We start from the raw sequence: 21,209 nt of genomic DNA, 5'->3' as shown, positions 1-21,209 counted from the left end.
CACTCCATGTTTGCTAGTTGAGAAGACTGCCCTGCAATTCCGCGCGGAGATCCGGGGTGAGGACGTTGCCCGCGCGATCGACCAGCAGGGCCATCTCGTAGCCGACGAGGCCGATGTCGCACTCGGGGTGAGCGAGCACGGCGAGGGATGATCCGTCGGAGATCGACATGATGAAGAGGAAGCCTCGTTCCATTTCGACGACGGTCTGGTTGACCACGCCGCCTTCGAAGATGCGCGAGGCTCCGGATGTGAGCGAGGTCAGGCCGGAGGCCACCGCCGCCAGTTGATCGGCTCGGTCACGGGGGAAGCCTTCGGACATCGCCAGAAGGAGTCCGTCGGCGGAGACCACCACGGTGTGGGACACCCCGGGGGTGTTGTCCACGAAGTTGGTGATCAACCAGTTCAGGTTCTGCGCCGCCTGGCTCATCGGGCTCACACTAACGCTCCTGATCGTAGGTGCTGCCGGGGCCGAAGCCCTGTTGGTCATGCTGGTCACGCCCGGGGGTCCCGGATCCCGCGCTGCGCCCCCGCTGGACGCCGCGGCGCAGGTTGCTCAGCCTGCCGCGGATGTCCTCCGGGGCGCGGGAGACCTGGGGGCCGCCCTGTCCGGTCGGCTCCGCGGAGCCCTCGACCAGATTGGCCTTGGGCACCCGGCGGGGCAGGCCGGACGTTGTGACCCCACCGGCCTTCGGGTCGCGCAGCCGCTCGGCACGGTGCCAGCGCTGGTCGTTCTCCGACTGCCACGGGGCACTGTCCTCCTGCTGCTGGGGTGTCTGCCGGGGTCGCTCCGGCGCCGTGGGCGCCGCCGGGTCCCCGGCCATCCCCTGTGTCCCTGCTTCCCCGGACGGCTGCCACTGCCTGTCACGACGCGGAAGCCCGGCGTCGGTCATCGAGTGGATTCCGCTCGGGGAAGGGCCCGGACGGTGGAACTCTACGCGGTCCCGAGAAACTTCGGGAGCGCTGGGTCCTGATTCCGCTTCGGTCCCGAACTGCGACGCGTAGGGCATCTCGAAAGATCCGGAATCGCCCCACTCTCCCTGTTGAGAGGGGGAGTTGTAGCCGATGTACGGCTGCTGTTCGGGTTCCGTTTGAGTTGTGTAATCCGCTTCCGGTTGCGAATAGCCGGAATTCTGGTACGAGGACTGCGTCAGCGGATCGGCAGGCGGCTGGCCGGGCCGCGGATCCCGCTCGGACCCGGTGGCCCCCATTCCGCTGTACTGGCCCTGAAACTGGTGATGTCCCTGGTCCCGGTCGTAGGCGGAGTCGTCGAAACCCAGCTCGGCGGCGGTCCGCGAGGACAGCTCGCTCACGTCCTCGAAGGCCGGGGCGGGCCGCGGCTCGGGGACGATCCGGGAGACCGTGAAGTCGTCCTGCGGCAGCTCCTCGCCGCCACCGCCGTGGGTGATCGCCTCGGGCAGCATCACCAGCGACGTGGTGCCCGCCTGCTCCCCGGAGGGGCGCAGCTGGACCCGGATGCCGTGCCGGTCGGCCAGGCGGCCGACCACGAAGAGCCCCATGCGCTGGGAGACCGTGGCATCCACCGTCGGCGGATTGGCCAGCTTGTGGTTGATGTCGGCGAAGTCCTCGGCGGTCAGGCCGATGCCCTTGTCGTGGATCTCCACCACCACCCGGCCGTCGGGCAGCCGGGTCGAGGTGACCCGCACCTTGGTGTGCGGGGAGGAGAAGGTGGTGGCGTTCTCCAGCAGCTCGGCCAGGAGGTGCACCAGGTCGGTCACGGCGGTGCCGTGGATCTCGCTCTCGGAGATGCCGGCCAGCTCGATGCGCTCGTAGGACTCCACCTCCGAGGAGGCGGCGCGCAGCACATCGATCAGCGGTACCGGCTGGTTCCAGCGCCGGCCGGGCTCCTCGCCCGCGAGAATCAGGAGGTTCTCGCCGTTGCGCCGCATACGGGTGGCCAGGTGGTCCAGCCGGAAGAGGTGCTCCAGCTGGTCCGGATCGGCCTCCCGGCTCTCCAGCTCGGAGATCAGGGTCAGCTGCCGCTCGATCAGTCCCTGGTTGCGACTGGAAAGGTTGGTGAAGATCGCGTTGACGCCGCCGCGCAGCATCGCCTGCTCGGCCGCGAGCCGGATCGCCTCCCGGTGCACCTGGTCGAAGGCGCGGGCCACCTCGCCGATCTCGTCCCTGGTGTTGATCGGTATCGAGCTGACCCGGGTGTCCACCCGTCCCGGGTCGGTGCGGGAGAGCTGGTCGACCACCGCAGGCAGCCGCTTCTCGGCGACATCGAAGGCGGCGTTGCGCAGTTGCTGCATGGAATGGCTCATCGAGCGGGCCATCCGCCCGGCCACGAAGAAGGCGGCGAGCAGTGCCAGCACCACGATCGCGCCGTTCACGATCGCATCGCGGCGGGCGTCCGAGGAGATCTGCGCCGCCTCGTCCACGGCTCTGTTCACCAGGGTCTGCTCGACGTCCCGGTAGGCGTTGAACTTGATCGTGGAGGCGTTGAACCAGGCGTCCGGGGTGACCCCCTGACCGGCCAGCGCGGTGGGCGAGGCGCCGCTGCCGATGGCCTTGAGCATCCGGTCCATGCCGGGCGGCGCCACGAACTTCTTGCCGTCCGCCTCGGCCTTCCGCTTCGCCTCGGCGATTTGCTCCTGCGCACGCTTCTCGGCCGCCGTGAGGGTGTCCTCGAGCCGGGTCACGTCCTGCGGTGTGCCGGCCGCCTCGAACTCCCCGAGCGCGATGCCCTCGAGATAGACGTACGAGGTGAAGGAGGTCAGCTGGGTCTTGCGGTCGGTCGCGGACGGACCGGGCTTGACCAGCAGATGGGTGCCGATGGAGCGCTGCAGCGACTCCGCGCCCTTGGCCAGGGATACCGCGTAGACGGTACGGCCGTACGACGTGATATTGCCGGTGCCCAGGCCCAGTTCATTGGCGAACTCGATCAGCCCGTGCTCGACGGCGACATAGCCCTCTTCGGTCTTCACACCGTTCAGGCGGTCGGTGTAGGCGTTGCGGCGCAGGGAGGCCAGCTGCGGTTCGGCGGATCTGAAGGCTTTGAGGCGGCGCTTCATGGTCGGCGTCTGCGGCATATCGGCGACGGCCTTGTCGAAGTCCTTCTTCGCTGCGTCGCTGGTGGCCCGCGCCTTGGTGACCGTGGCCTCGTTGGTGCCGCTGAGCAGGGGCCCCGCGCTCAGGTCGCGCTCGTTGACCAGGGCGTGGGCGTAGGTCGTGGCGGCCCGGACGACCTGGGCGGTGCGCTCGGCGTCCCGCGCCTCGTTCCAGGTGGAGACCGAGGAGGCGACCTGGAAGCCACCGAAGACCAGGGCGACGAGCACGGGGATGAGCAGGATCGCGTACAGCCGGCCGCGCACCCGCCAGTTCCGAGGGGAGATCCGGCCACCACTGGGTGGATCCGATGCCTCGGCGGGCGACGCCGCTGTGCCTGAACGCGGCGGCGGGGTGAAGTTCCCTCGCGCGTCTTGCGCGGGGTCCGGCTTGCTTCGCCTCACTCGACCAACAACCTCTCGGCGTCGGCACCATTTGTGCCGTTCCCAGCTGAGCCCTGACTGCCCAGTTCAGCGAATTCCAGCACGCCCCGCAGGTGCTTTCCAAACAGTGCGCAAAGCGCTCAGTACGTTGTCTGGACCAGAGAAAAAAGGGGCGTTATGGATGAGATATGTCGAATACCGAAGTATTTGAGTGCGCAATGGAGCGACACGACTGCGCTCCGTATCGGGAGTCGGGTCATATCTCTGTCGAAACGTTATGAACGGCGAGCGGGCCGCGTCGTTCGACACGGCCCGTCCTCCGTCCGATATCCGACAACTTCCGGACGGCGTTCCCTACTTGAGCCGGGCCATCAGCGCATGCTCGACCAGGGTGATGAGCGCGCTCTTGGCCTCGGTGCGATGGCGCGCGTCCGTGGTGATGATGGGGGTGTCCGGGCCGATCTGCAGAGCCTCGCGGACCTCTTCGGGGTTGTAGGGCTGCTGGCCCTCGAAGCCGTTGAGGGCGATGACGAAGGGCAGCCCGGAGTTCTCGAAGTAGTCGACGGCGGGGAAGCAGTCGGCGAGCCGGCGGGTGTCGACCAGCACCACGGCACCGATCGCGCCGCGCACCAGGTCGTCCCACATGAACCAGAAGCGGTCCTGACCCGGCGTGCCGAACAGGTACAGGATGAGATCGTCGTCGAGCGTGATGCGGCCGAAGTCCATCGCCACGGTCGTCGTGGTCTTGTCCTGGACATGGCTCAGATCGTCGATCCCCGCCGAGGCAGAGGTCATCACGGCTTCGGTGCGCAGCGGGTTGATCTCCGAGACCGCGCCGACGAACGTGGTCTTGCCCACGCCGAAGCCGCCCGCCACCACGATCTTCGCCGAGGTGGTCGCGCGGGCGGGGGGAGCGCCGCTAGAGCTTGCGAAGTCCACTGAGCACCCTTTCGAGCAGTGTCACATCCGGGGTACCGCCCGCTTCCGAACCGCCCCCGGGCTGGTGGATCGCCACCATGCCGGCCTCTGCCAGGTCCGCCACCAGGATCCGTGCCACACCCAGGGGTATGTTCAGCAGCGCCGAGACCTCGGCGACCGACTTGACCTCCTGGCACAGATGGCAGATCCGCTGGTGCTCGGGGAGCAGCCCCTGCAGATGCACGGGGTCGGCCGTGGTGCTGACCAGCGCCTCGATGGCGAGCTGGTAGCGCGGCCGGGTCCGGCCACCGGTCATGGCATACGGGCGCACCAATGGCTGGTCGCCTTCACCCCCGTACGGCGATTGGTGATGGCCGCCGTACGGGCCGGGCGAGGCGGGGGGCGGGGTCATGGATCCTCCGGTCGGACAACAAGGTGACGGGCGTGCCGTCGGTCGGTGCCGGTGGGGGCCCGCCCGGCCGTGGGGCCGGGGGGACAGGCGTCGGATGGTCGATGGATCAGTTCAACAGGCTGCCCTGCAGCTCGGCACGCAGGTCGGGGGTGAGGACGTTGCCCGCGCGGTCGACCAGCAGGGCCATCTCGTAGCCGACGAGGCCGATGTCGCACTCAGGGTGGGCGAGCACGGCGAGGGAGGAGCCGTCGGAGATGGACATGATGAAGAGAAAGCCTCGTTCCATTTCGACGACGGTCTGGTTGACCATGCCGCCTTCGAAGATGCGGGAGGCCCCGGCGGTGAGCGAGGTCAGACCGGAAGCCACCGCCGCCAATTGATCGGCTCGGTCACGGGGGAAGCCTTCGGACATCGCCAGAAGGAGTCCGTCGGCGGAGACCACGACCGTGTGGGACACACCGGGGGTGTTGTCCACGAAGTTCGTGATCAACCAGTTCAGATTCTGCGCCGCCTGGCTCATCGGGCTCAACTAACGCTCCTGCTGGTAAGTCGGGCCAATGCCGCGATCATGGTTGCCGCCGAGTCCGGTACCGGCCCGGCGACCCTGCTGAATTCCACGGCGGAGGTTGGTCAGCCTGCCGCGTACATCATCGGGCGCGCGGGACACCTGCGGCCCAGCCTGGTCGGGCTGCTGCGGCTGGTGTGCGGCACCCTCCACGAGGTTTGCGCGCGGCACCCGCCGTGGCAACCCGGACGACGTGATACCGCCGGCCGCGGGTTCGCGGACCTGCTCGGCGCGGCGCCAGCGCTCGTCGTTGTGGGGCGACGTACGCCAGTGGGAACCCGCGCTCCGGCCGCCCGGACCGGCCCCGTTGGTGCCGGGACCCGCCGCGGCACCCGATCCGGCGAACTCGCCCGTGCCCTGGGCACCGGCGAAGTCGCCCATGCCCTGGGCCGCCGGCAGCGGCTCGTGGGCCGAGGGGGGCGGCACGGCGGAGGCGGGCCGGCCGGGGGTGGGCTCGGGGGCGGAGGGCGCGGACGGGTACGACCGGCCACTGTCCTGAGAGCCCGGTATGCCCGGGTTCTCGGCCTGGTTGTGATGCCAGGACGACTCGATGGTGTCGAAGATCGGGGTACGGCCGTCGCCGGGACCGGCGGGCGGCAGCGGATCGTTCGGCCGCCCACCGGACCGGCCCTGGGGACCCTGGGGCAGCGGGTACTCACCGGTGCCACCCATGTCGGGGCGGACGTACTCGCCGGTGTCGCCCATGTTCGGCCGCGGGTACTCGCCGGTGTCGCCCGGGCCGCCCATGGTGGGGCGGGGGAATTCGCCGGTATCGCCGGGGCCGCCCATGTTCGGACGCGGGAACTCGCCCGTGTCCCCGGGGCCGCGTCCGCCGCGCGGGGCGGCGTCCTCGAACCGGGGCTGGGCGTACTCACCGGTGTCACCCGGGCCCTGGCCGAGCTCCGGACGGGCGAACTCGCCGGTGTCGCCGGGGCCGCGGCCGTAGTCGGGCCGGTTGAACTGGCCGGTGTCGGCCGGTCCCTGCCCGCCCTGCGGTCCATTGACTCCGCGGCGCGGCTCGAACAGGTTGGGGCTGTCGCTCAGCTGCGGCAGCTCACCGGTGTCCCCGGGGCCGCGGTTGCCGAACGGGTCGCGCCGGTCCCCGGAGCCGCCGAGGTCCGGACGGGCGAACTGGCCCGTGGAGTCGTACTCCTCATGCCCGCGCGGGGTGTCCACCGCGTCGCGCGGCGTGCCCGGCCAGTCGTCCTCGCCGGCCGCGGCGCGCGCGCCCCAGCTGGTGCCGGGCTGCGACGGGGCCGGAAGCTCGGGCGCGGGGCCGCGGGTGGGGAGCTGAGGACGGCCGTCCTGGTCGCCCCCGTCGGCACGGGCCGGGGCGCCGGTCGGCGGAGCGACGGTCGGGCCCTCGCTGCGCTGCGGAAGCGGGGGACGGCCGGAGGGGGCTCCGGGACCGCCCTGACCGCCGGGGCCGCTCTGACCACCGGGAGCGCCGGGGCCCGCGGGGGCGTTGCTCCGGGGGCCCGGAGGCCGCCCGCCCTCGAAGAAGTTGGTGCCGCTGGACGGGGCGCCGCCCGCGGGGCCCGCACCGGCGCCGACCGGCCGGGTCGGCAGTCCGCTGCCGCCGTTGCCCGGCAGCGCGGCGCGCGAACCCGAGCCCGAGCCCGGGACCTGGCGCCGCGAGGGCGCCGAGCCGAGCAGCCCCGCCGAGCCGTTGCCCTGGCCGCCGCCTGCGGCCGGTGCGCTCTGGCCCGACTTGCCGCCGGCGGCCTGCGGCGCCGGCTTCCGGCCACCTTGTGCGACATCGACCGGCAGCATGACCAGCGCCGTCGTACCGCCCGAGTCGGACGGCCGGAGTTGGATGCGGATGCCGTGGCGCAGCGACAGCCGGCCGACCACGAACAGACCCATGCGCCGGGACACCGACACATCGACTGTGGGCGGGGAGGCCAGCCGCTCGTTGATCGCCGCCAGGTCCTCGGGCGAGAGCCCGATACCGGTGTCGTGGATCTCGACCAGCACCCGCCCGTCGGGCAGCGCATGACCGGTGACCTTGACCTTGGTCTGCGGCGAGGAGAAGGACGTGGCGTTCTCCAGCAGCTCGGCGAGCAGGTGGACGAGGTCGTTGACGACCCGGCCGGCGACCTCGGTCGCCGGGACCGAGCTGAGCTCGATGCGCTCGTACTGCTCCACCTCGGAGGCGGCCGCGCGGAGCACGTCCACCAGCGGCACCGGCCGGGTCCACCGGCGGCCGGGCTCCTCGCCCGCGAGGACCAGGAGGTTCTCGCCGTTACGGCGCATACGGGTGGCGAGGTGGTCCAGCTTGAAGAGCGAGGAGAGCTGGTCCGGGTCGGCCTCGCGGCTCTCCAGCTCGGAGATGAGCGAGAGCTGGCGCTGGATGAGGCCCTGGCTGCGGCGCGAGAGGTTGGTGAACATCGCGTTGACGTTGCCCCGCAGCAGCGCCTGCTCGGCGGCGAGCCGGACCGCCTCGCGGTGCACGTCGTCGAAGGCCGCGGCCACCTTTCCGATCTCGTCCCGGCTGTGCACACCGACGGACTCGACGGAGGTGTCCACATCCTGCGGATCGGACTCGGAGAGCTGCTTGACCAGTTCGGGCAGCCGCTTCTGGGAGACCTCCTGCGCGGTGTCCTGGAGGCGGCGCAGCGAGCGGACCATGGAGCGGGCGACGACGAAGGCGCCGACCAGGGAGACACCGAGGACCAGCAGGATCAGCGCACCGTTGAGGATCGCGTCCTGCTGGGCGGAGTTGCGGAGCTCACGAGCCTTCTGCTGCATCTCGCTGAGCAGCGTCTCCTCGATCTTGCCCATCTCTTCGATCTTGATACTGTCCTGGTCGTACCAGTCCAGATCGGTGCGCTTCTCCGCCTTGAGCCCCTCGGGGTCGCGCACCGCGCGGTCGGCGTACATGGTCGCCGCCTTGATGTCGGGGCGGCTGTCCAGCGGTTCGAGCAGATCCTCGGAGTTGCCCTGGCGGATCTGCTTGAAGCGACCGAGCGCCTCGTTCTCCTTGTCCACCGCGGTCCTGGCGAAGCGGCGGTCGTTGGCGGAGAAGTCGGCGCCCTTGGGGTCGGCGAGCGCGGCGCTGATGAGCGCGCGCTGGATGGAGGCGTACTCCTTGGCGGAGGAGAAGGTGGCGAGCGCGCGGGTGTTGTTGATCATCGCGCGGTTGCTGGTCGCCTGCGCCATGTCCTGGGAGAGCAGCAGCAGCGAGTTGATGAGCTCGTTGTAGTTCTGGACCGTCAGCGAGTAGTACTGGCTGTTGTCGTAGGCCGTGTCACGGACCTCGTTGATCTTGCCGAGCTGACGGTCGATGTTGACGAGCGTGGACTGCACACCGGCCAGCGACTGGTCGCCGGGGTCGATCTGGTGGGTGGCCTCGCGGAAGGCCGTGATGGCGCGGTTGGTGTCCTCGCGCGTGGAGACGACCCGGTCGTCCTTGTCGTTGCCCTTGCCCGCCAGCGGGCCGGCCGACTTGTCCCGCTCCTCCTGGAGCGCGCTGGCCAGCTGGGTCGCCTGCTGCGTCATCTTGGTGAGCAGCTTCATCTGGTCGAGCTGCTGGATGTTGTCCAGCGAGCCCTCGATGCGCAGCGCCCCCAGGGTGGTCGCCGCGACCACCGGGAGCGTGAGCAGGGAGACGAGTCGGGTGCTGATGCGCCAGTTGCGCAGGGCCATGCGATTGCCGGGCCCGCTGGGGCCGGAGGTCTTCGGCTTGGCCGGCTGCTCCGCGTCTCCGCCGCCACTGGGCGCACTGATCCGGGTAGCGCTCTGCGTACCGGCCTCGGGGCTCTGATCACCCAGAGTCCTGCCGCTGCTCCCCTGGGCGCGCTGGGGCGAGGAGCCGCGGTCGGTCCCGCCACGCGGCTCCGGGTCCGCCGAAGCATCCCCTCGGCCCTGGCGGGCCTGGGGAGCCCCCATACCATCCCTCTTGATACGTCCCTGCACTAGCGTCGCAACCTCTGGACCAGGCGCTCCTCCGGAGGACCGGCGGAGCGGTGTCGAGTCGTGGGGGACCGCGATCCCCCCTGTCGGTCGTGAGTGACCGGCGCGCTTCCTTTCATGTCGACAAGAGGAGCCCCCCGCCGCTCGGCGCCTCTGTGCTGCGCCCCCGTGCGCGCCGGCTGATTCCCGCGGCGGTCCCGGGAATTCCAGCACAGTGCCGGATGCTGCAACAAGGGCAATGGATAAGGCTGTGATCCGTGTGACGCTCAGTGCGGACTTTATTACGGGACGTAGAAAGTCATGTCGGCGATAACGGACTTTCGTGTACGAATCGAAGGTCGCAATCGAGTGTCCGGCTAGCGATGATCAAGAGCGGAACGTCGGGTTCAGGTAGGCGATGTCCGTTTAGGGCGATTGCGTAACTGTCTCCTATGCGGCTTTTGCCTGATCATTCGTGAGCAATATCACATGCTGGCGGTGACTTTTCCTGCGAATCGATGGGCAAGGCCGCCTCTAGCCTGACGCTTTACATAGCCGGTACGGACGACAAGATCGAGGCGTAAACCACGTGAAGACGACGATGATGTTCCACTCCATAGCCAACCCGCGGCGCACCACCCTGGCCCATCTCAAGGACGTCCAAGAGCTGGGGGACGCCCAGGACATCAAGGGCGCCGACGACCTGTCGGCCGCGCCCGAGGAGCAGCCGGAGCAGCGCGTCGACCTGCCGAACCGGACCGCGAACCCCAAGCGCACCGTGCTGACCGAGGCCCCGGGCCACTGATTCCCCGGGGCTGTGGCGGACGCCACCACTCCCGGCAGGCGGGACGGCGGCGCGCGGGACGCGGAGCGATAGCCTGGAGCGTCAGTCTCCAGCGAGTTCAGTCAAGGAGCCAAGGCTTCCCGTGCGCATCGCCAGATTCTCCATCGACGGCAACGTCGCCTTCGGCGTGGTGGAGGGTGAGCCGTCCGATCAGGACGGCCCCGTCATCGACATCATCAAGGGCCACCCCTTCGCCGAATTCGAGCGCTCGGGCCAGAAGGTCCCGCTGAGCAAGGTCCGGCTGCTGCCGCCCGTCCTGCCGAACAAGGTCGTCGGAATCGGGCGCAACTACGCCGAGCACGCGGCGGAGCTGGGTAACGAGGTCCCCGACGTCCCGGTCGTCTTCTTCAAGCCGTCCACCTCCGTGATCGGCCCCGGCGACCCCATCACGTATCCCTCCTTCTCCTCCGAGGTGCACTACGAGGCCGAGCTGGCCGTGGTGATCGGACGGATGTGCCGTGAGGTTCCGCGTGAGCGCGTCAAGGACGTCATCCTCGGCTACACCTGCGGCAACGACATCACGGCCCGCGACGCCCAGCGGAGCGAGAAGCAGTGGGCGCGGGCCAAGGGCTTCGACGCCTCCTGTCCGCTGGGCCCCTGGGTGGAGACCGATATCGACCTGACGCGCGCCGCCGATCTCGGCATCATGTGCACCGTCAACGGTGAACAGCGTCAGCTCGGCCGGACGAGCGAGATGGTGCGCCCGATCGAGGATCTGATCGTGCACATCACCGAGGCGATGACGCTGCTCCCCGGCGACGTCGTGCTCACCGGCACTCCGGCGGGCGTCGGCCCGCTCTCCGTCGGCGACGAGGTCGCCGTCACCATCGAAGGCATCGGCACTCTCACCAACAAGGTGATCAAGCGTGGCTAGCGCATCCCCCTCCGCCCCCGTGCGAGTTCGTTTCTGTCCCTCGCCGACCGGCAACCCCCATGTCGGCCTGGTCCGCACGGCCCTGTTCAACTGGGCCTTCGCCCGTCACCACGGCGGCACCCTGGTGTTCCGCATCGAGGACACCGACGCCGCGCGCGACTCCGAGGAGTCCTACACCCAGCTGCTGGACGCCATGCGCTGGCTGGGCTTCGACTGGGACGAGGGCCCCGAGGTCGGCGGACCGCACGCGCCCTACCGCCAGTCGCAGCGGATGGACCTCTACCGCGAGGTCGCGGACAAGCTGCTGGAGGCGGGCCACGCCTACCGCTGCTACTGCACCGCCGAGGAGCTGGAGGAGCGCCGCGAGGCGGCCCGCAAGGCCGGCCGGCCCTCCGGCTACGACGGCACCTGCCGCACCCTGACCGCCGAGCAGATCGCCGCGTACGAGGCCGAGGGGCGCGTCTCGATCGTGCGCTTCCGGATGCCGGACGAGCCGATCATCTTCACCGACCTGGTGCGCGGTGAGCTGACCTTCACCCCCGAGAACGTCTCGGACTACGGCATCGTGCGGGCCAACGGCGCGCCCCTCTACACGCTCGTCAACCCCGTGGACGACGCGCTGATGGAGATCACGCATGTGCTGCGCGGCGAGGACCTGCTCTCCTCCACCCCGCGGCAGATCGGGCTCTACCGGGCGCTCGCCGAGATCGGTGTGGGCCCCGGCACGGTGCCCGCGTTCGGCCATCTCCCGTATGTCATGGGCGAGGGCAACAAGAAGCTCTCCAAGCGCGATCCGCAGTCCTCGCTGAACCTCTACCGGGAGCGCGGCTTCCTCCCCGAGGGGCTGCTCAACTACCTCTCCCTGCTGGGCTGGTCGCTCTCCGCCGACCGGGACGTCTTCTCGCCGGCGGAGATGGTCGAGGCGTTCGACATCTCGGGGGTGAACGCCAACCCGGCGCGTTTCGACCTCAAGAAGGCCGAGGCGATCAACGCGGACCACATCCGGCTGCTGGATGTGAAGGCGTTCATCGAGGCGTGCGAGCCCTGGCTGAAGGCCCCGCACGCGCCGTGGTCCCCGGACGCCTTCGACGCGGACGCCTTCGCGGCGCTGGCCCCGCTGGCCCAGACCCGGCTGACGGTCCTGGCCGACATCACCGCGAATGTGGACTTCCTCTTCCTCGACGAGCCCGTCCAGGACGAGGCGTCCTGGACCAAGGCGATGAAGCCGGGCGCGGACGCGCTCCTGGCCTCGGTCCGTACCCGGCTCGCCGAGGCGGACTGGGACGCGGAGACCCTGAAGGCCGCGGTCCTCGCGGCCGGCGAGGAGCACGGCCTCAAACTGGGCAAGGCCCAGGCCCCGCTGCGGGTCGCGGTCACCGGCCGCACGGTAGGGCTGCCGCTGTTCGAGTCCCTGGAGGTCCTGGGGCGCGAGCGCACGCTGGCCCGGGTGGACGCGGCGCTGGCGAAGCTGGCCGGATAGGGGGGCGCGGGGCGCCGCTCACGCCCGTGAGGGCCTGTGAGGCGGCGCCACTCGCGGTGCTACTCGTTTTGGTGGCCCGTCCACCATCGGGTAATGTTCTTCCTGCGCCGGACGGGCGGGCCGAGAGGCCGGGCCGGGGCGCAAGCCAAACAAAACCCCTTACGGGGGTGGCGTTTTGGTGGGGTATGGTGTAATTGGCAGCACGAGTGATTCTGGTTCACTTAGTCTAGGTTCGAGTCCTGGTACCCCAGCAAGAGATCCCTCGAATGACGGGATCTCTTGATCAAAGCAGGACCAAGCCCCCGTTGTGTAGCGGCCTAGCACGCTGCCCTCTCAAGGCAGTAGCGCCGGTTCGAATCCGGTCGGGGGTACGGATCTCTTCGCAAGACGGAGATCGCTAGAGCCCCCGTTGTGTAGCGGCCTAGCACGCCGCCCTCTCAAGGCGGTAGCGCCGGTTCGAATCCGGTCGGGGGTACTGGTCTATACCATGGGCTATGGTGTAATTGGCAGCACGAGTGATTCTGGTTCATTTAGTCTAGGTTCGAGTCCTGGTAGCCCAGCGCGGTACATGAAGTCCAGTAGCATGTGCTGACTCAGGCCCCCGTTGTGTAGCGGCCTAGCACGCCGCCCTCTCAAGGCGGTAGCGCCGGTTCGAATCCGGTCGGGGGTACCAGCGAAAAGCCCTCCGCGACAGCGCGGGGGGCTTTTTCGTGCCCTGGTCACGGGTCACTCCGTGAAGCGGCGCCCGGATTCCTCGGTTTGCGCGAGCCGTCGCAGGCTGAGCAGCACCGGCTCATAGAGCACCGTCAGCGCCACCACCGCCTCGATCCGCTCGGGCGGGGTGTCGTAGGTCTCCACCAGGTCCAGGTCGGCGACGGCCAGTTCACCCGCCAGCCGGGCGTGCACCAGAAGGTGCTCGGTGTCATGGGGGTATCCCAGGCGGTCCAGCGAGGCGATGGCCGCCACCAGCATCCGGTACGCGGGGGAGGTGTCGCCCAGCTCCTGGCCGTAGGACCAGTCCATCCGGCGCAGCACGGTGTCCACCTGCTCCCGGGCCCGCGCCGCGTGCGGATCGTCCTCGTCGGGCTCGGCGCCGTGCGGCAGCGCCCAGACCGCGGCCCCCATCCGGGCGTTCTGGCTGAGCGACTCGTCCTCGGCGGCCTCCAGCACCTCGCGCGCCGTGGCCACCGGCATCCGGCCGACCTGGATCAGCGAGCGCACCAGCCGCAGTCGGCGCAGATGCTCCTCGCCGTACTCCGACTTGGTGGCGGTGATCCGCTCTCCTGGCGGCAGCAGCCGCTCGCGCAGGTAGTACTTGATCGTCGCGGTGGGCACTCCGCTGCGCTCGCTGAGCTCCGCCAGTCGCATCCCTGTTGCACCTTCCGTTGGAGAGTGGCACTATCCAAGCAATGGATAGTGTCGCTATCCAAGACTATCCCGATGCGGGGACAAGGGGATCACCATGGGTACCGAGCTGTTCGCCGGCCGTATGACCGCCGAGGCCGAGGGGGAGGTCACCGTCTTCCTGATCGGCATGCGCGTCAACCGCTTCCGCGCGCTGCGCAGCTGGCTGCCGGTCTTCAAGGCGATGCCGCGGATGCTCCGCGAGCTGTCGCGGGACAAGGGGAGCGGGATGCTGGGCTATCAGCTGCTGTTCGGCCCGCCCCGGGTGCTCTACGTCGTCCAGTACTGGGACTCGCACGAGCGGCTGCTGGAGTACGCGTCGGCCCAGGACAAGGAGCACCGTCCCGCCTGGGCGGCGTTCAACCGGCGGATGCGGGAGGGCCGGGGCAAGGTCGGCTTCTGGCACGAGACCTATGTCGTACCGGCCGGGGCGCACGAGGCGATCTACATCAACATGCCGGCGTTCGGCCTGGGCAAGGCCACCGGGGTCGTCCCGGTCGGCCGCCGCGGTGACCGCGCGGCCGACCGGCTGGCGCTGAAGGGGGCGTAACCCCCCCCGGGCGCGGCATGATCAATTCCCTCGGCGGAGGGCGTCGGTCAGGCGGGCGGCCGCGTCGATGACGGCCTGGGCGTGCATCCGGCCCGGGTGGCGGGTCAGCCGCTCGATCGGTCCGGAGACCGAGACGGCGGCGACCACGCGGTTGGACGGGCCGCGCACGGGCGCGGAGACGGACGCCACGCCGGGCTCCCGCTCGCCGATCGACTGGGCCCAGCCCCGCCGTCGTACGCCCGACAGGGCCGTGGCGGTGAAACGGGCCCCCTGCAGTCCGCGGTGCAGTCGCTCCGGCTCCTCCCAGGCCATCAGGACCTGGGCGGCCGAGCCGGCCTTCATGGGGAGGGTGGAGCCGACCGGCACGGTGTCCCGCAGTCCGGACAGCCGCTCGGCCGCGGCGACACAGATGCGCATGTCTCCCTGGCGCCGGTAGAGCTGTGCACTCTCGCCGGTCACATCCCGGAGATGGGTGAGCACGGGACCGGCCGTGGCGAGCAGCCGGTCCTCGCCCGCCGCCGCTGCCAGCTCGGCCAGGCGGGGGCCCAGAATGAAGCGTCCCTGCATGTCGCGTGCCACCATCCGGTGGTGCTCGAGTGCGACCGCGAGCCGGTGTGCCGTGGGGCGGGCGAGACCGGTCGCCCCGACCAGTCCGGCGAGGGTGGCCGGGCCGGACTCCAGGGCGCTCAGGACCAGAGCCGCCTTGTCGAGAACGCCGACGCCGCTAGTGTTGTCCATGGGACGATACTCGCGTCTCACAGTGTGAAACGCAAGTTCAATTTCCCGGGAGACCCGCCACTCTGTAAATGGCGGGCCCGCAGACCAGGGCACGCAGTCGAGACAAACTGGGCCGGCACTGGCGCCGGCCGGAGGGAATGCGATGGGACGGACACTCGCGGAGAAGGTCTGGGACGACCATGTCGTCCGGCACGCCGAAGGCGAGCCTGACCTGCTCTTCATCGATCTGCACCTGCTGCACGAGGTGACCAGCCCGCAGGCGTTCGACGGCCTGCGCAAGGCCGGCCGCACGGTCCGTCGTACCGATCTCACCCTCGCGACAGAGGACCACAACACCCCCACCCTCGACATCGACAAGCCGATCGCCGACCCCGTCTCCCGCGCCCAGTTGGAGACGCTGCGCAAGAACTGCGCGGAGTTCGGTGTCCGGCTGCACCCGCTCGGCGATGTCGAGCAGGGCGTCGTCCACGTGGTGGGACCGCAGCTGGGACTGACCCAGCCCGGTACGACCGTGGTCTGCGGTGACAGCCACACCTCGACCCACGGCGCCTTCGGCGCGCTCGCGTTCGGCATCGGCACCAGCCAGGTCGAACATGTGCTGGCGACCCAGACGCTGCCGCTCGCGCCGTTCAAGACCATGGCGATCACCGTCGAGGGCGAGTTGCCCGAGAGCGTCACCGCCAAGGACCTGATCCTGGCGATCATCGCGAAGATCGGCACCGGCGGCGGCCAGGGCTATGTGCTCGAGTACCGCGGCCCCGCCATCGAGAAGCTCTCGATGGAGGCCCGGATGACCGTGTGCAACATGTCCATCGAGGCGGGTGCCCGTGCGGGCATGATCGCTCCGGACGAGACGACCTTCGCCTATCTGGAGGGCCGCCCGCACGCCCCCCAGGGCGACGACTGGGACGCGGCCGTCGCGTACTGGCGCACCCTGCGCACCGACCACGACGCGGTCTTCGACCGTGAGGTCGTCATCGACGCCTCCGAACTCGCCCCGTTCGTCACCTGGGGCACCAACCCCGGCCAGGGAGCTCCGCTGTCGGAGTCGGTCCCGGACCCGGCCTCCTTCGAGGACGCCAGCGAGCAGTTCGCCGCCGAGAAGGCCCTGGAGTACATGGGTCTGACGGCAGGTCAGCCGCTGCGCGACATCGCGGTGGACACGGTCTTCGTCGGTTCCTGCACCAACGGCCGCATCGAGGATCTGCGCTCCGCGGCCTCGGTGCTGTCCGGCCGCTCGGTGGCCGACGGCGTACGGATGTTGGTGGTCCCCGGCTCGGTGCGGGTCGCCCTGCAGGCCGTCGAGGAGGGGCTGGACAAGGTGTTCACCGCCGCCGGCGCCGAGTGGCGGCACGCGGGCTGCTCGATGTGCCTGGGCATGAACCCCGACCAGCTCGCGCCCGGTGAGCGCTCCGCGTCCACCTCCAACCGCAATTTCGAGGGCCGGCAGGGCAAGGGCGGCCGGACCCATCTGGTCTCGCCGCAGGTCGCCGCCGCCACCGCGGTACTGGGCCATCTGGCCTCGCCCGCCGATCTGTCCGACGCGGCCGTATCGACTCCTGTGGGGGCCTGAGCAGTCATGGAAGCATTCACCACGCACACCGGCCGGGCCGTTCCGCTGCGCCGCAGCAACGTGGACACGGACCAGATCATCCCGGCGCACTGGCTCAAGAAGGTCACCCGCGACGGCTTCGAGGACGGACTCTTCGAGGCCTGGCGCAAGGACCCGGAGTTCGTGCTCAACACGGCCGAGTACAAGGGCGGAACGGTTCTGGTGGCCGGTCCCGACTTCGGCACCGGCTCCTCGCGCGAGCACGCGGTGTGGGCGCTGCAGAACTACGGCTTCAAAGCGGTCATCTCGTCCCGCTTCGCCGACATCTTCCGCGGCAACTCCCTCAAGAACGGGCTGCTGACCGTCGTCCTGCCGCAGGAGACCGTGGACCGGCTGTGGAAGCTGGTCGAGGCGGACCCCGCAGCGGAGGTCACCGTGGACCTCGTCGACCGCCAGGTTCGAGCCGAGGGCATCACGGCTGATTTTGAGCTTGACGAGAATGCCCGGTGGCGACTCCTGGAGGGGCTGGATGACATCAGCCTCACCCTCAGGGAGGACGAATCCATCGCCGCGTACGAGGCGCGTCGTCCCTCCTTCAAGCCGAGCACGGTGGAGGTCTGACCCCCCGGTTCTCCCTGTACAGAGCGGGTTTGGCAAGATGCGCCGCCGGTCCTTCGACCGGCGGCGCATCGGCATGTTGAGGCCCCGTGAAGCGACAACTCGCCTCAGATGGCACAATCAGTGCATGGAACGCGACGGCCAACTCGAGCTCTACGGCATCGTCGCCGACCGGCTCAAGGAAGCGCACGCAAGGGTGCGCGCACTGCAAGTCCCGGAGGGCGTACGGATGGCGCTGTCCCGGAAGCTGCTGGTCATCACCTCAGCGGCGAAACACGATCTCGCAGATGCGGCAAAGCGTCTGGAGCGGTTGATGAACGACCTCGACGAGGGCCGTTTCCCCCAAGATCCCGACACCGACGGAAGTCCGTGACGATCGAGTGTGTTGCGGCACAAGGGTGATTAGCCCGTTTCGTGTTTGATTTGCGGTATATATCTGCCTAACGTGCGAAAAGGCTTGAACACATTGATTCCGGCAATGTCTCCGAAGGGGAAGACGTGAACAAGGCGCAGCTCGTAGAAGCGATTGCCGACAAGGTCGGCGGCCGTCAGCAGGCCGCCGAAGCCGTCGACGCAGTTCTGGACGCCATCGTCCGGGCGGTCGTCGGCGGGGAGCGAGTTTCAGTCACGGGTTTTGGTTCGTTCGAGAAGGTGGAACGGCCCGCCCGGTACGCTCGTAACCCGCAGACCGGGGAGCGCGTGAGGGTCAAGAAGACCTCGGTGCCCCGCTTCCGTGCCGGCCAGGGGTTCAAGGACCTGGTGAGCGGCTCCAAGAAGCTCCCGCGCGGCGGTGAGGTCGCCGTGAAGAAGGCTCCCAAGGGCAGCCTCCAGGTGGCGGCGAAGAAGGCCGCGGCCAAGAAGGCGACCGCCAAGAAGGCTCCTGCGAAGAAGACGACGGCCAAGAAGGCGGCGGCCAAGAAGGCCCCGGCCAAGGCCGCCGCCAAGAAGGCCCCCGCCAAGAAGACGACGGCCAAGAAGACGGCGGCCAAGGCCGCCGCGAAGAAGGCCCCGGCGCGCAAGACGAGCGCCCGTAAGACCACCACGAAGAAGACCACCGCCAGGAAGCGCTAGCCGGCGGCGCACAGGCGCCGCACTGTTCACGCGCCGGGCCGGGCTCCCCGAGGGAGCCCGGCCCGCGGTGCTGTCCGCGGTGCTCAGAACGTCTGCAGCGTGACGAAGACGACCCGGCGCTGCTCGCCCTCGCCCTCCACCTCGATCCGCACCCGCTGGCCCGGGCGCAGCATCCGCAGCCCCCCGGCGTCGAAGGCCGCGGTGTCGAACGGCAGCGGGGTGCCGTCGTCGAGCAGCACGCTGCCGGCGCGGGTCTCGGGGTCGTACGTATAGGCGGTTCCCTGCATGTCCGCCAGCCTAGCCCTGGTGTGGGCGCCCACGCCCAGGGCCACCGCCGCGTGCAGATCCGCGGCCGTGTCCACGTCGCGCCGCACCGAGTCCACCCCCGCCAGCTCGATCTCCCGCGCCCCCGATGCCCGGTGCCGGGCCCGTGAGGGGCCCCCGAAGCCGGGCGCCAGATCGGCACCGGGCGCCGCCGAGAGGAGCGTCGTGCCCACCCCCGCGGCATCCGCCAGAAAGGCGCGTGCGAAGCCGGACGCGGCCTCGAGCACCAGGTCGAGCTCGACGGTCCGCAGGGCCGGGAGATCGGCGTTCATCGCCGCCACGGCGGCCCCCGGGCGCTCCCCGCGGACGGCGAGGGCGCCGTGCGCCAGCGCCGCGTTCAGCCCGCGCCCCGGGGAGTCGGGCAGGATCCGGGCGCCGAGGGCGGACAGCTCACGCCCGGCGAGCGGGTCGTCGGTGACGACGGTCACCCCTCGCACCCACCGGCTCGCCAGCGCCGCACCCACCGTGTCCTGAGCGAACGCCAGCGCGAGCGAGGCCCGGAGGCCGTCCCCCGCGGCGTCGGAGAGCCTGGTCTTGGCCCGTGACAAGGGCTTCAGCGGCACCACGAGGGTCCAGGTCACAGGGGCTCCGTTTCTTCCCACGGGCCTCATTCTGACCTGCTGCCCGGCTCGCCGAAGACGTGCGGGGTTACGGTGTTCTCGACAGACAGGGTGCCTGGAGCGACACTTGTGCGGCTGCAGGGGACGACAGCAAGCCAGCAGGTCAGCAGGGTCCAAGAGAGGATGTTCCGAGTGTCCGGCCGCAGAATCGGCTTCTGGTACCGCATGGCAGCGGTCTTGTGCAAACCGCCGCTGGTGGTTCTGTTCAAGCGGGACTGGCACGGAATGGAGCACATTCCCGCCGACGGTGGATTTATCACCGCGATCAATCACAACTCGTATCTCGACCCCCTCTCCTACGCGCACTTCCAGTACAACACCGGAAGGGTGCCGCGCTTCCTCGCCAAGGCCGCCCTCTTCAGGGGCGGCTTCATGGGCTCCATGCTCCGCGGCACCGGCCAGATCCCCGTCTACCGCGAGTCCACCGACGCCGCCAACGCCTTCCGGGCCGCCGTGGACGCCATCAACAAGGGCGAGTGCGTGGCCTTCTATCCCGAGGGCACCCTCACCCGCGACCCCGACATGTGGCCCATGCGCGGAAAGACGGGTGCGGCGCGGGTGGCGTTGCTCACCAAGGCCCCCGTCATCCCCGTCGCCCAGTGGGGCGCCAACGAGGCCGTGCCGCCGTACGCCAAGGAGAAGCGGGTCCGCCTCTTCCCGCGCAAGACCCTCAAGGTGCTCGCCGGCCCACCGGTGGACCTGTCCGGGTTCTACGGCCAGGAACCCACCGCGGAGGTTCTCCGGGCGGCCACCGACGTCATCATGGACGCCATCACCGACCTCCTCTCCGAGGTGCGCGGAGAGCCGGCGCCCGTTCACCGGCACGACCGGCCCACCAGCACCAACACCAGCACCGACGGCCCGCCGCTCCCGCTGGCCGATGAGGAGAGCAAGTGACGCGCTGCGCCGTCTTCGGCACCGGCTCCTGGGGCACCGCCTTCGCGATGGTGCTCGCCGACGCCGGCTGCGAGGTGACGCTGTGGGGCCGTCGGCCCGGTGTCGTCGAGGCCATCAACACCGGCCGCACCAATCCCGACTACTTTCCCGGGGTGCGGCTCCCCGAGGGCGTGCGAGCCACCACCGACCCGGCCGAGGCCGCGGCCGGCGCGGAGTTCACCGTCTTCTCCGTGCCCTCCCAGACGCTGCGCGGCAACCTCTCCGAATGGGCCCCGCTGCTGGCCGGTGACACCGTGCTGGTGTCCCTGATGAAGGGCGTCGAACTCGGCACGGCCAAGCGGATGAGCGAGGTCGTCCAGGAGGTCGCCAAGGCGCCCGCGGAGCGCGTCGCGGTGCTCACCGGGCCCAACCTCGCCAAGGAGATCGCCGCCCGGCAGCCCGCCGCCTCCGTGGTGGCCTGCCCCGACGAAAGCGTGGCCCGCCGCCTCCAGACCGCCTGCCACACCGCGTACTTCCGCCCGTACACCAACACCGATGTGGTCGGCTGTGAGCTGGGCGGCGCGGTGAAGAACGTCATCGCGCTGGCCGTGGGCATCGCCGACGGCATGGGGCTCGGTGACAACACCAAGGCGTCGCTCATCACCCGCGGCCTCGCCGAAACGACCCGGCTGGGCCTGGCGATGGGCGCCGACGCGCACACCTTCGCGGGCCTGGCGGGCATGGGCGACCTCGTCGCCACCTGCTCCTCCCCGCTCTCCCGCAACCACACCTTCGGCACCAACCTGGGGCGCGGGATGACGCTGGAGGAGACCATCGCGGTCACCAAGCAGACCGCGGAGGGCGTCAAGTCGTGCGAGTCCGTGCTGGATCTCGCCCGCCGCTTCGACGTCGACATGCCCATCACCGAGACCGTCGTCGAGATCGTGCACGACGGCAAACAGCCGCTTGTCGCACTCAAAGAGCTGATGTCCCGCAGCGCCAAGGCCGAGCGGCACTGAC

18 protein-coding genes, 5 tRNA genes and 1 pseudogene are annotated in these 21,209 nt (G+C 69.7%); 15 read left to right on the top strand and 9 right to left on the bottom strand.

The window, feature by feature from the left end; all coding sequences use genetic code 11:
• Positions 1–13: 13 nt before the first annotated feature.
• The 6 genes from ACFYOY_RS00800 to ACFYOY_RS00775 all read right to left on the bottom strand — a co-directional run bounded on the left by ACFYOY_RS00800 (position 14) and on the right by ACFYOY_RS00775 (position 9,235).
• A complete protein-coding gene (locus ACFYOY_RS00800; protein ID WP_020868201.1) occupies positions 14–427 on the bottom strand; it encodes a roadblock/LC7 domain-containing protein in 414 nt (137 codons plus the stop codon).
• A 10-nt stretch (positions 428–437) separates the two neighbouring features.
• Positions 438–3,470, bottom strand: a complete 3,033-nt coding sequence (locus tag ACFYOY_RS00795; RefSeq protein WP_351880676.1) for a nitrate- and nitrite sensing domain-containing protein — start codon at positions 3,468–3,470, stop codon at positions 438–440.
• Positions 3,471–3,803: 333 nt separating this feature from the next.
• A complete protein-coding gene (locus ACFYOY_RS00790) occupies positions 3,804–4,388 on the bottom strand; it encodes an ATP/GTP-binding protein (RefSeq protein WP_078643928.1) in 585 nt (194 codons plus the stop codon).
• On the bottom strand, positions 4,369–4,779 hold the full coding sequence (locus tag ACFYOY_RS00785; RefSeq protein ID WP_014055140.1) for a DUF742 domain-containing protein: 411 nt from the start codon (positions 4,777–4,779) through the stop codon (positions 4,369–4,371). The genes ACFYOY_RS00790 and ACFYOY_RS00785 overlap by 20 nt, the downstream gene beginning before the upstream one ends.
• A gap of 106 nt (positions 4,780–4,885) precedes the next feature.
• Positions 4,886–5,299, bottom strand: coding sequence for a roadblock/LC7 domain-containing protein (locus ACFYOY_RS00780; protein ID WP_093464907.1), 414 nt, complete (start codon positions 5,297–5,299; stop codon positions 4,886–4,888).
• Between the two features lie 9 nt (positions 5,300–5,308).
• The gene (locus tag ACFYOY_RS00775) at positions 5,309–9,235 is read right to left on the bottom strand and encodes a nitrate- and nitrite sensing domain-containing protein (protein ID WP_351880679.1); all 3,927 of its coding nucleotides are present in this window, start codon (positions 9,233–9,235) and stop codon (positions 5,309–5,311) included.
• Positions 9,236–9,827: 592 nt separating this feature from the next.
• On the opposite strand from ACFYOY_RS00775, the gene ACFYOY_RS00770 reads away from it, so the two are divergent.
• From ACFYOY_RS00770 to ACFYOY_RS00735, 8 genes are all read left to right on the top strand, one after another.
• Positions 9,828–10,043 carry a hypothetical protein gene (locus ACFYOY_RS00770; RefSeq protein WP_351880682.1) on the top strand — a complete coding sequence of 72 codons (216 nt, stop codon included), beginning with the start codon at positions 9,828–9,830 and terminating at the stop codon, positions 10,041–10,043.
• A 121-nt stretch (positions 10,044–10,164) separates the two neighbouring features.
• Positions 10,165–10,956 carry a fumarylacetoacetate hydrolase family protein gene (locus ACFYOY_RS00765; protein ID WP_351880685.1) on the top strand — a complete coding sequence of 264 codons (792 nt, stop codon included), beginning with the start codon at positions 10,165–10,167 and terminating at the stop codon, positions 10,954–10,956.
• Positions 10,949–12,436, top strand: coding sequence for a glutamate--tRNA ligase (gene gltX, locus ACFYOY_RS00760; RefSeq protein ID WP_388583971.1), 1,488 nt, complete (start codon positions 10,949–10,951; stop codon positions 12,434–12,436). The genes ACFYOY_RS00765 and gltX overlap by 8 nt, the downstream gene beginning before the upstream one ends.
• 179 nt (positions 12,437–12,615) lie before the next feature.
• Positions 12,616–12,687: transfer RNA gene (locus ACFYOY_RS00755), tRNA-Gln, on the top strand.
• A 47-nt stretch (positions 12,688–12,734) separates the two neighbouring features.
• Positions 12,735–12,807: transfer RNA gene (locus tag ACFYOY_RS00750), tRNA-Glu, on the top strand.
• Between the two features lie 31 nt (positions 12,808–12,838).
• Positions 12,839–12,911 (top strand) — tRNA-Glu (locus tag ACFYOY_RS00745).
• Between the two features lie 13 nt (positions 12,912–12,924).
• Positions 12,925–12,996, top strand: a tRNA-Gln gene (locus tag ACFYOY_RS00740).
• A gap of 37 nt (positions 12,997–13,033) precedes the next feature.
• A tRNA-Glu gene (locus tag ACFYOY_RS00735) sits at positions 13,034–13,109 on the top strand.
• 53 nt (positions 13,110–13,162) lie between these two features.
• On the opposite strand, the gene ACFYOY_RS00730 is transcribed toward ACFYOY_RS00735, so the two are convergent.
• Positions 13,163–13,804, bottom strand: a complete 642-nt coding sequence (locus tag ACFYOY_RS00730; RefSeq protein WP_351880691.1) for a MerR family transcriptional regulator — start codon at positions 13,802–13,804, stop codon at positions 13,163–13,165.
• Between the two features lie 94 nt (positions 13,805–13,898).
• Here ACFYOY_RS00730 and ACFYOY_RS00725 point away from each other — a divergent pair, with 94 nt between their 5' ends.
• The gene (locus ACFYOY_RS00725; RefSeq protein ID WP_351880694.1) at positions 13,899–14,390 is read left to right on the top strand and encodes a DUF4188 domain-containing protein; all 492 of its coding nucleotides are present in this window, start codon (positions 13,899–13,901) and stop codon (positions 14,388–14,390) included.
• Between the two features lie 21 nt (positions 14,391–14,411).
• Here the strand turns inward: ACFYOY_RS00725 and ndgR are convergent, their stop codons facing one another.
• On the bottom strand, positions 14,412–15,128 hold the full coding sequence (gene ndgR / locus ACFYOY_RS00720) for an IclR family transcriptional regulator NdgR (protein WP_030834082.1): 717 nt from the start codon (positions 15,126–15,128) through the stop codon (positions 14,412–14,414).
• A 142-nt stretch (positions 15,129–15,270) separates the two neighbouring features.
• Between ndgR and leuC the strand changes: the two genes are divergently transcribed.
• From leuC to ACFYOY_RS00700, 4 genes are all read left to right on the top strand, one after another.
• Positions 15,271–16,701: a 3-isopropylmalate dehydratase large subunit gene (leuC, locus tag ACFYOY_RS00715; protein ID WP_388583966.1), complete on the top strand. Its 1,431-nt coding sequence runs from the start codon at positions 15,271–15,273 to the stop codon at positions 16,699–16,701.
• 6 nt (positions 16,702–16,707) lie between these two features.
• The gene (gene leuD / locus ACFYOY_RS00710; protein ID WP_237516568.1) at positions 16,708–17,301 is read left to right on the top strand and encodes a 3-isopropylmalate dehydratase small subunit; all 594 of its coding nucleotides are present in this window, start codon (positions 16,708–16,710) and stop codon (positions 17,299–17,301) included.
• A 124-nt stretch (positions 17,302–17,425) separates the two neighbouring features.
• Positions 17,426–17,671: a hypothetical protein gene (locus tag ACFYOY_RS00705; RefSeq protein WP_014055151.1), complete on the top strand. Its 246-nt coding sequence runs from the start codon at positions 17,426–17,428 to the stop codon at positions 17,669–17,671.
• 125 nt (positions 17,672–17,796) lie between these two features.
• Positions 17,797–18,369, top strand: coding sequence for an HU family DNA-binding protein (locus ACFYOY_RS00700; protein WP_351880701.1), 573 nt, complete (start codon positions 17,797–17,799; stop codon positions 18,367–18,369).
• A 290-nt stretch (positions 18,370–18,659) separates the two neighbouring features.
• On the opposite strand, the pseudogene cofC reads toward ACFYOY_RS00700, so the two are convergent.
• Positions 18,660–19,274: pseudogene (gene cofC, locus ACFYOY_RS00695) on the bottom strand (2-phospho-L-lactate guanylyltransferase); the annotation flags it as partial.
• Between the two features lie 171 nt (positions 19,275–19,445).
• On the opposite strand from cofC, the gene ACFYOY_RS00690 reads away from it, so the two are divergent.
• Together ACFYOY_RS00690 and ACFYOY_RS00685 are read left to right on the top strand one after the other, a co-directional pair.
• Positions 19,446–20,210 (top strand): lysophospholipid acyltransferase family protein, encoded by a 765-nt coding sequence (locus ACFYOY_RS00690; protein WP_388583962.1) that lies wholly within the window; start codon positions 19,446–19,448, stop codon positions 20,208–20,210.
• On the top strand, positions 20,207–21,208 hold the full coding sequence (locus ACFYOY_RS00685) for an NAD(P)H-dependent glycerol-3-phosphate dehydrogenase (RefSeq protein WP_351880707.1): 1,002 nt from the start codon (positions 20,207–20,209) through the stop codon (positions 21,206–21,208). Before ACFYOY_RS00690 ends, ACFYOY_RS00685 begins: the two co-directional genes overlap by 4 nt.
• Position 21,209 lies beyond the last annotated feature (1 nt).

Source organism: Streptomyces sp. NPDC007875, assembly GCF_042868035.1.
GTDB classification, from domain to species: domain Bacteria; phylum Actinomycetota; class Actinomycetes; order Streptomycetales; family Streptomycetaceae; genus Streptomyces; species Streptomyces antimycoticus.
Note: the sequence above shows the minus strand (reverse complement) of the source record. Positions and strands in the feature narration are given on the sequence as shown.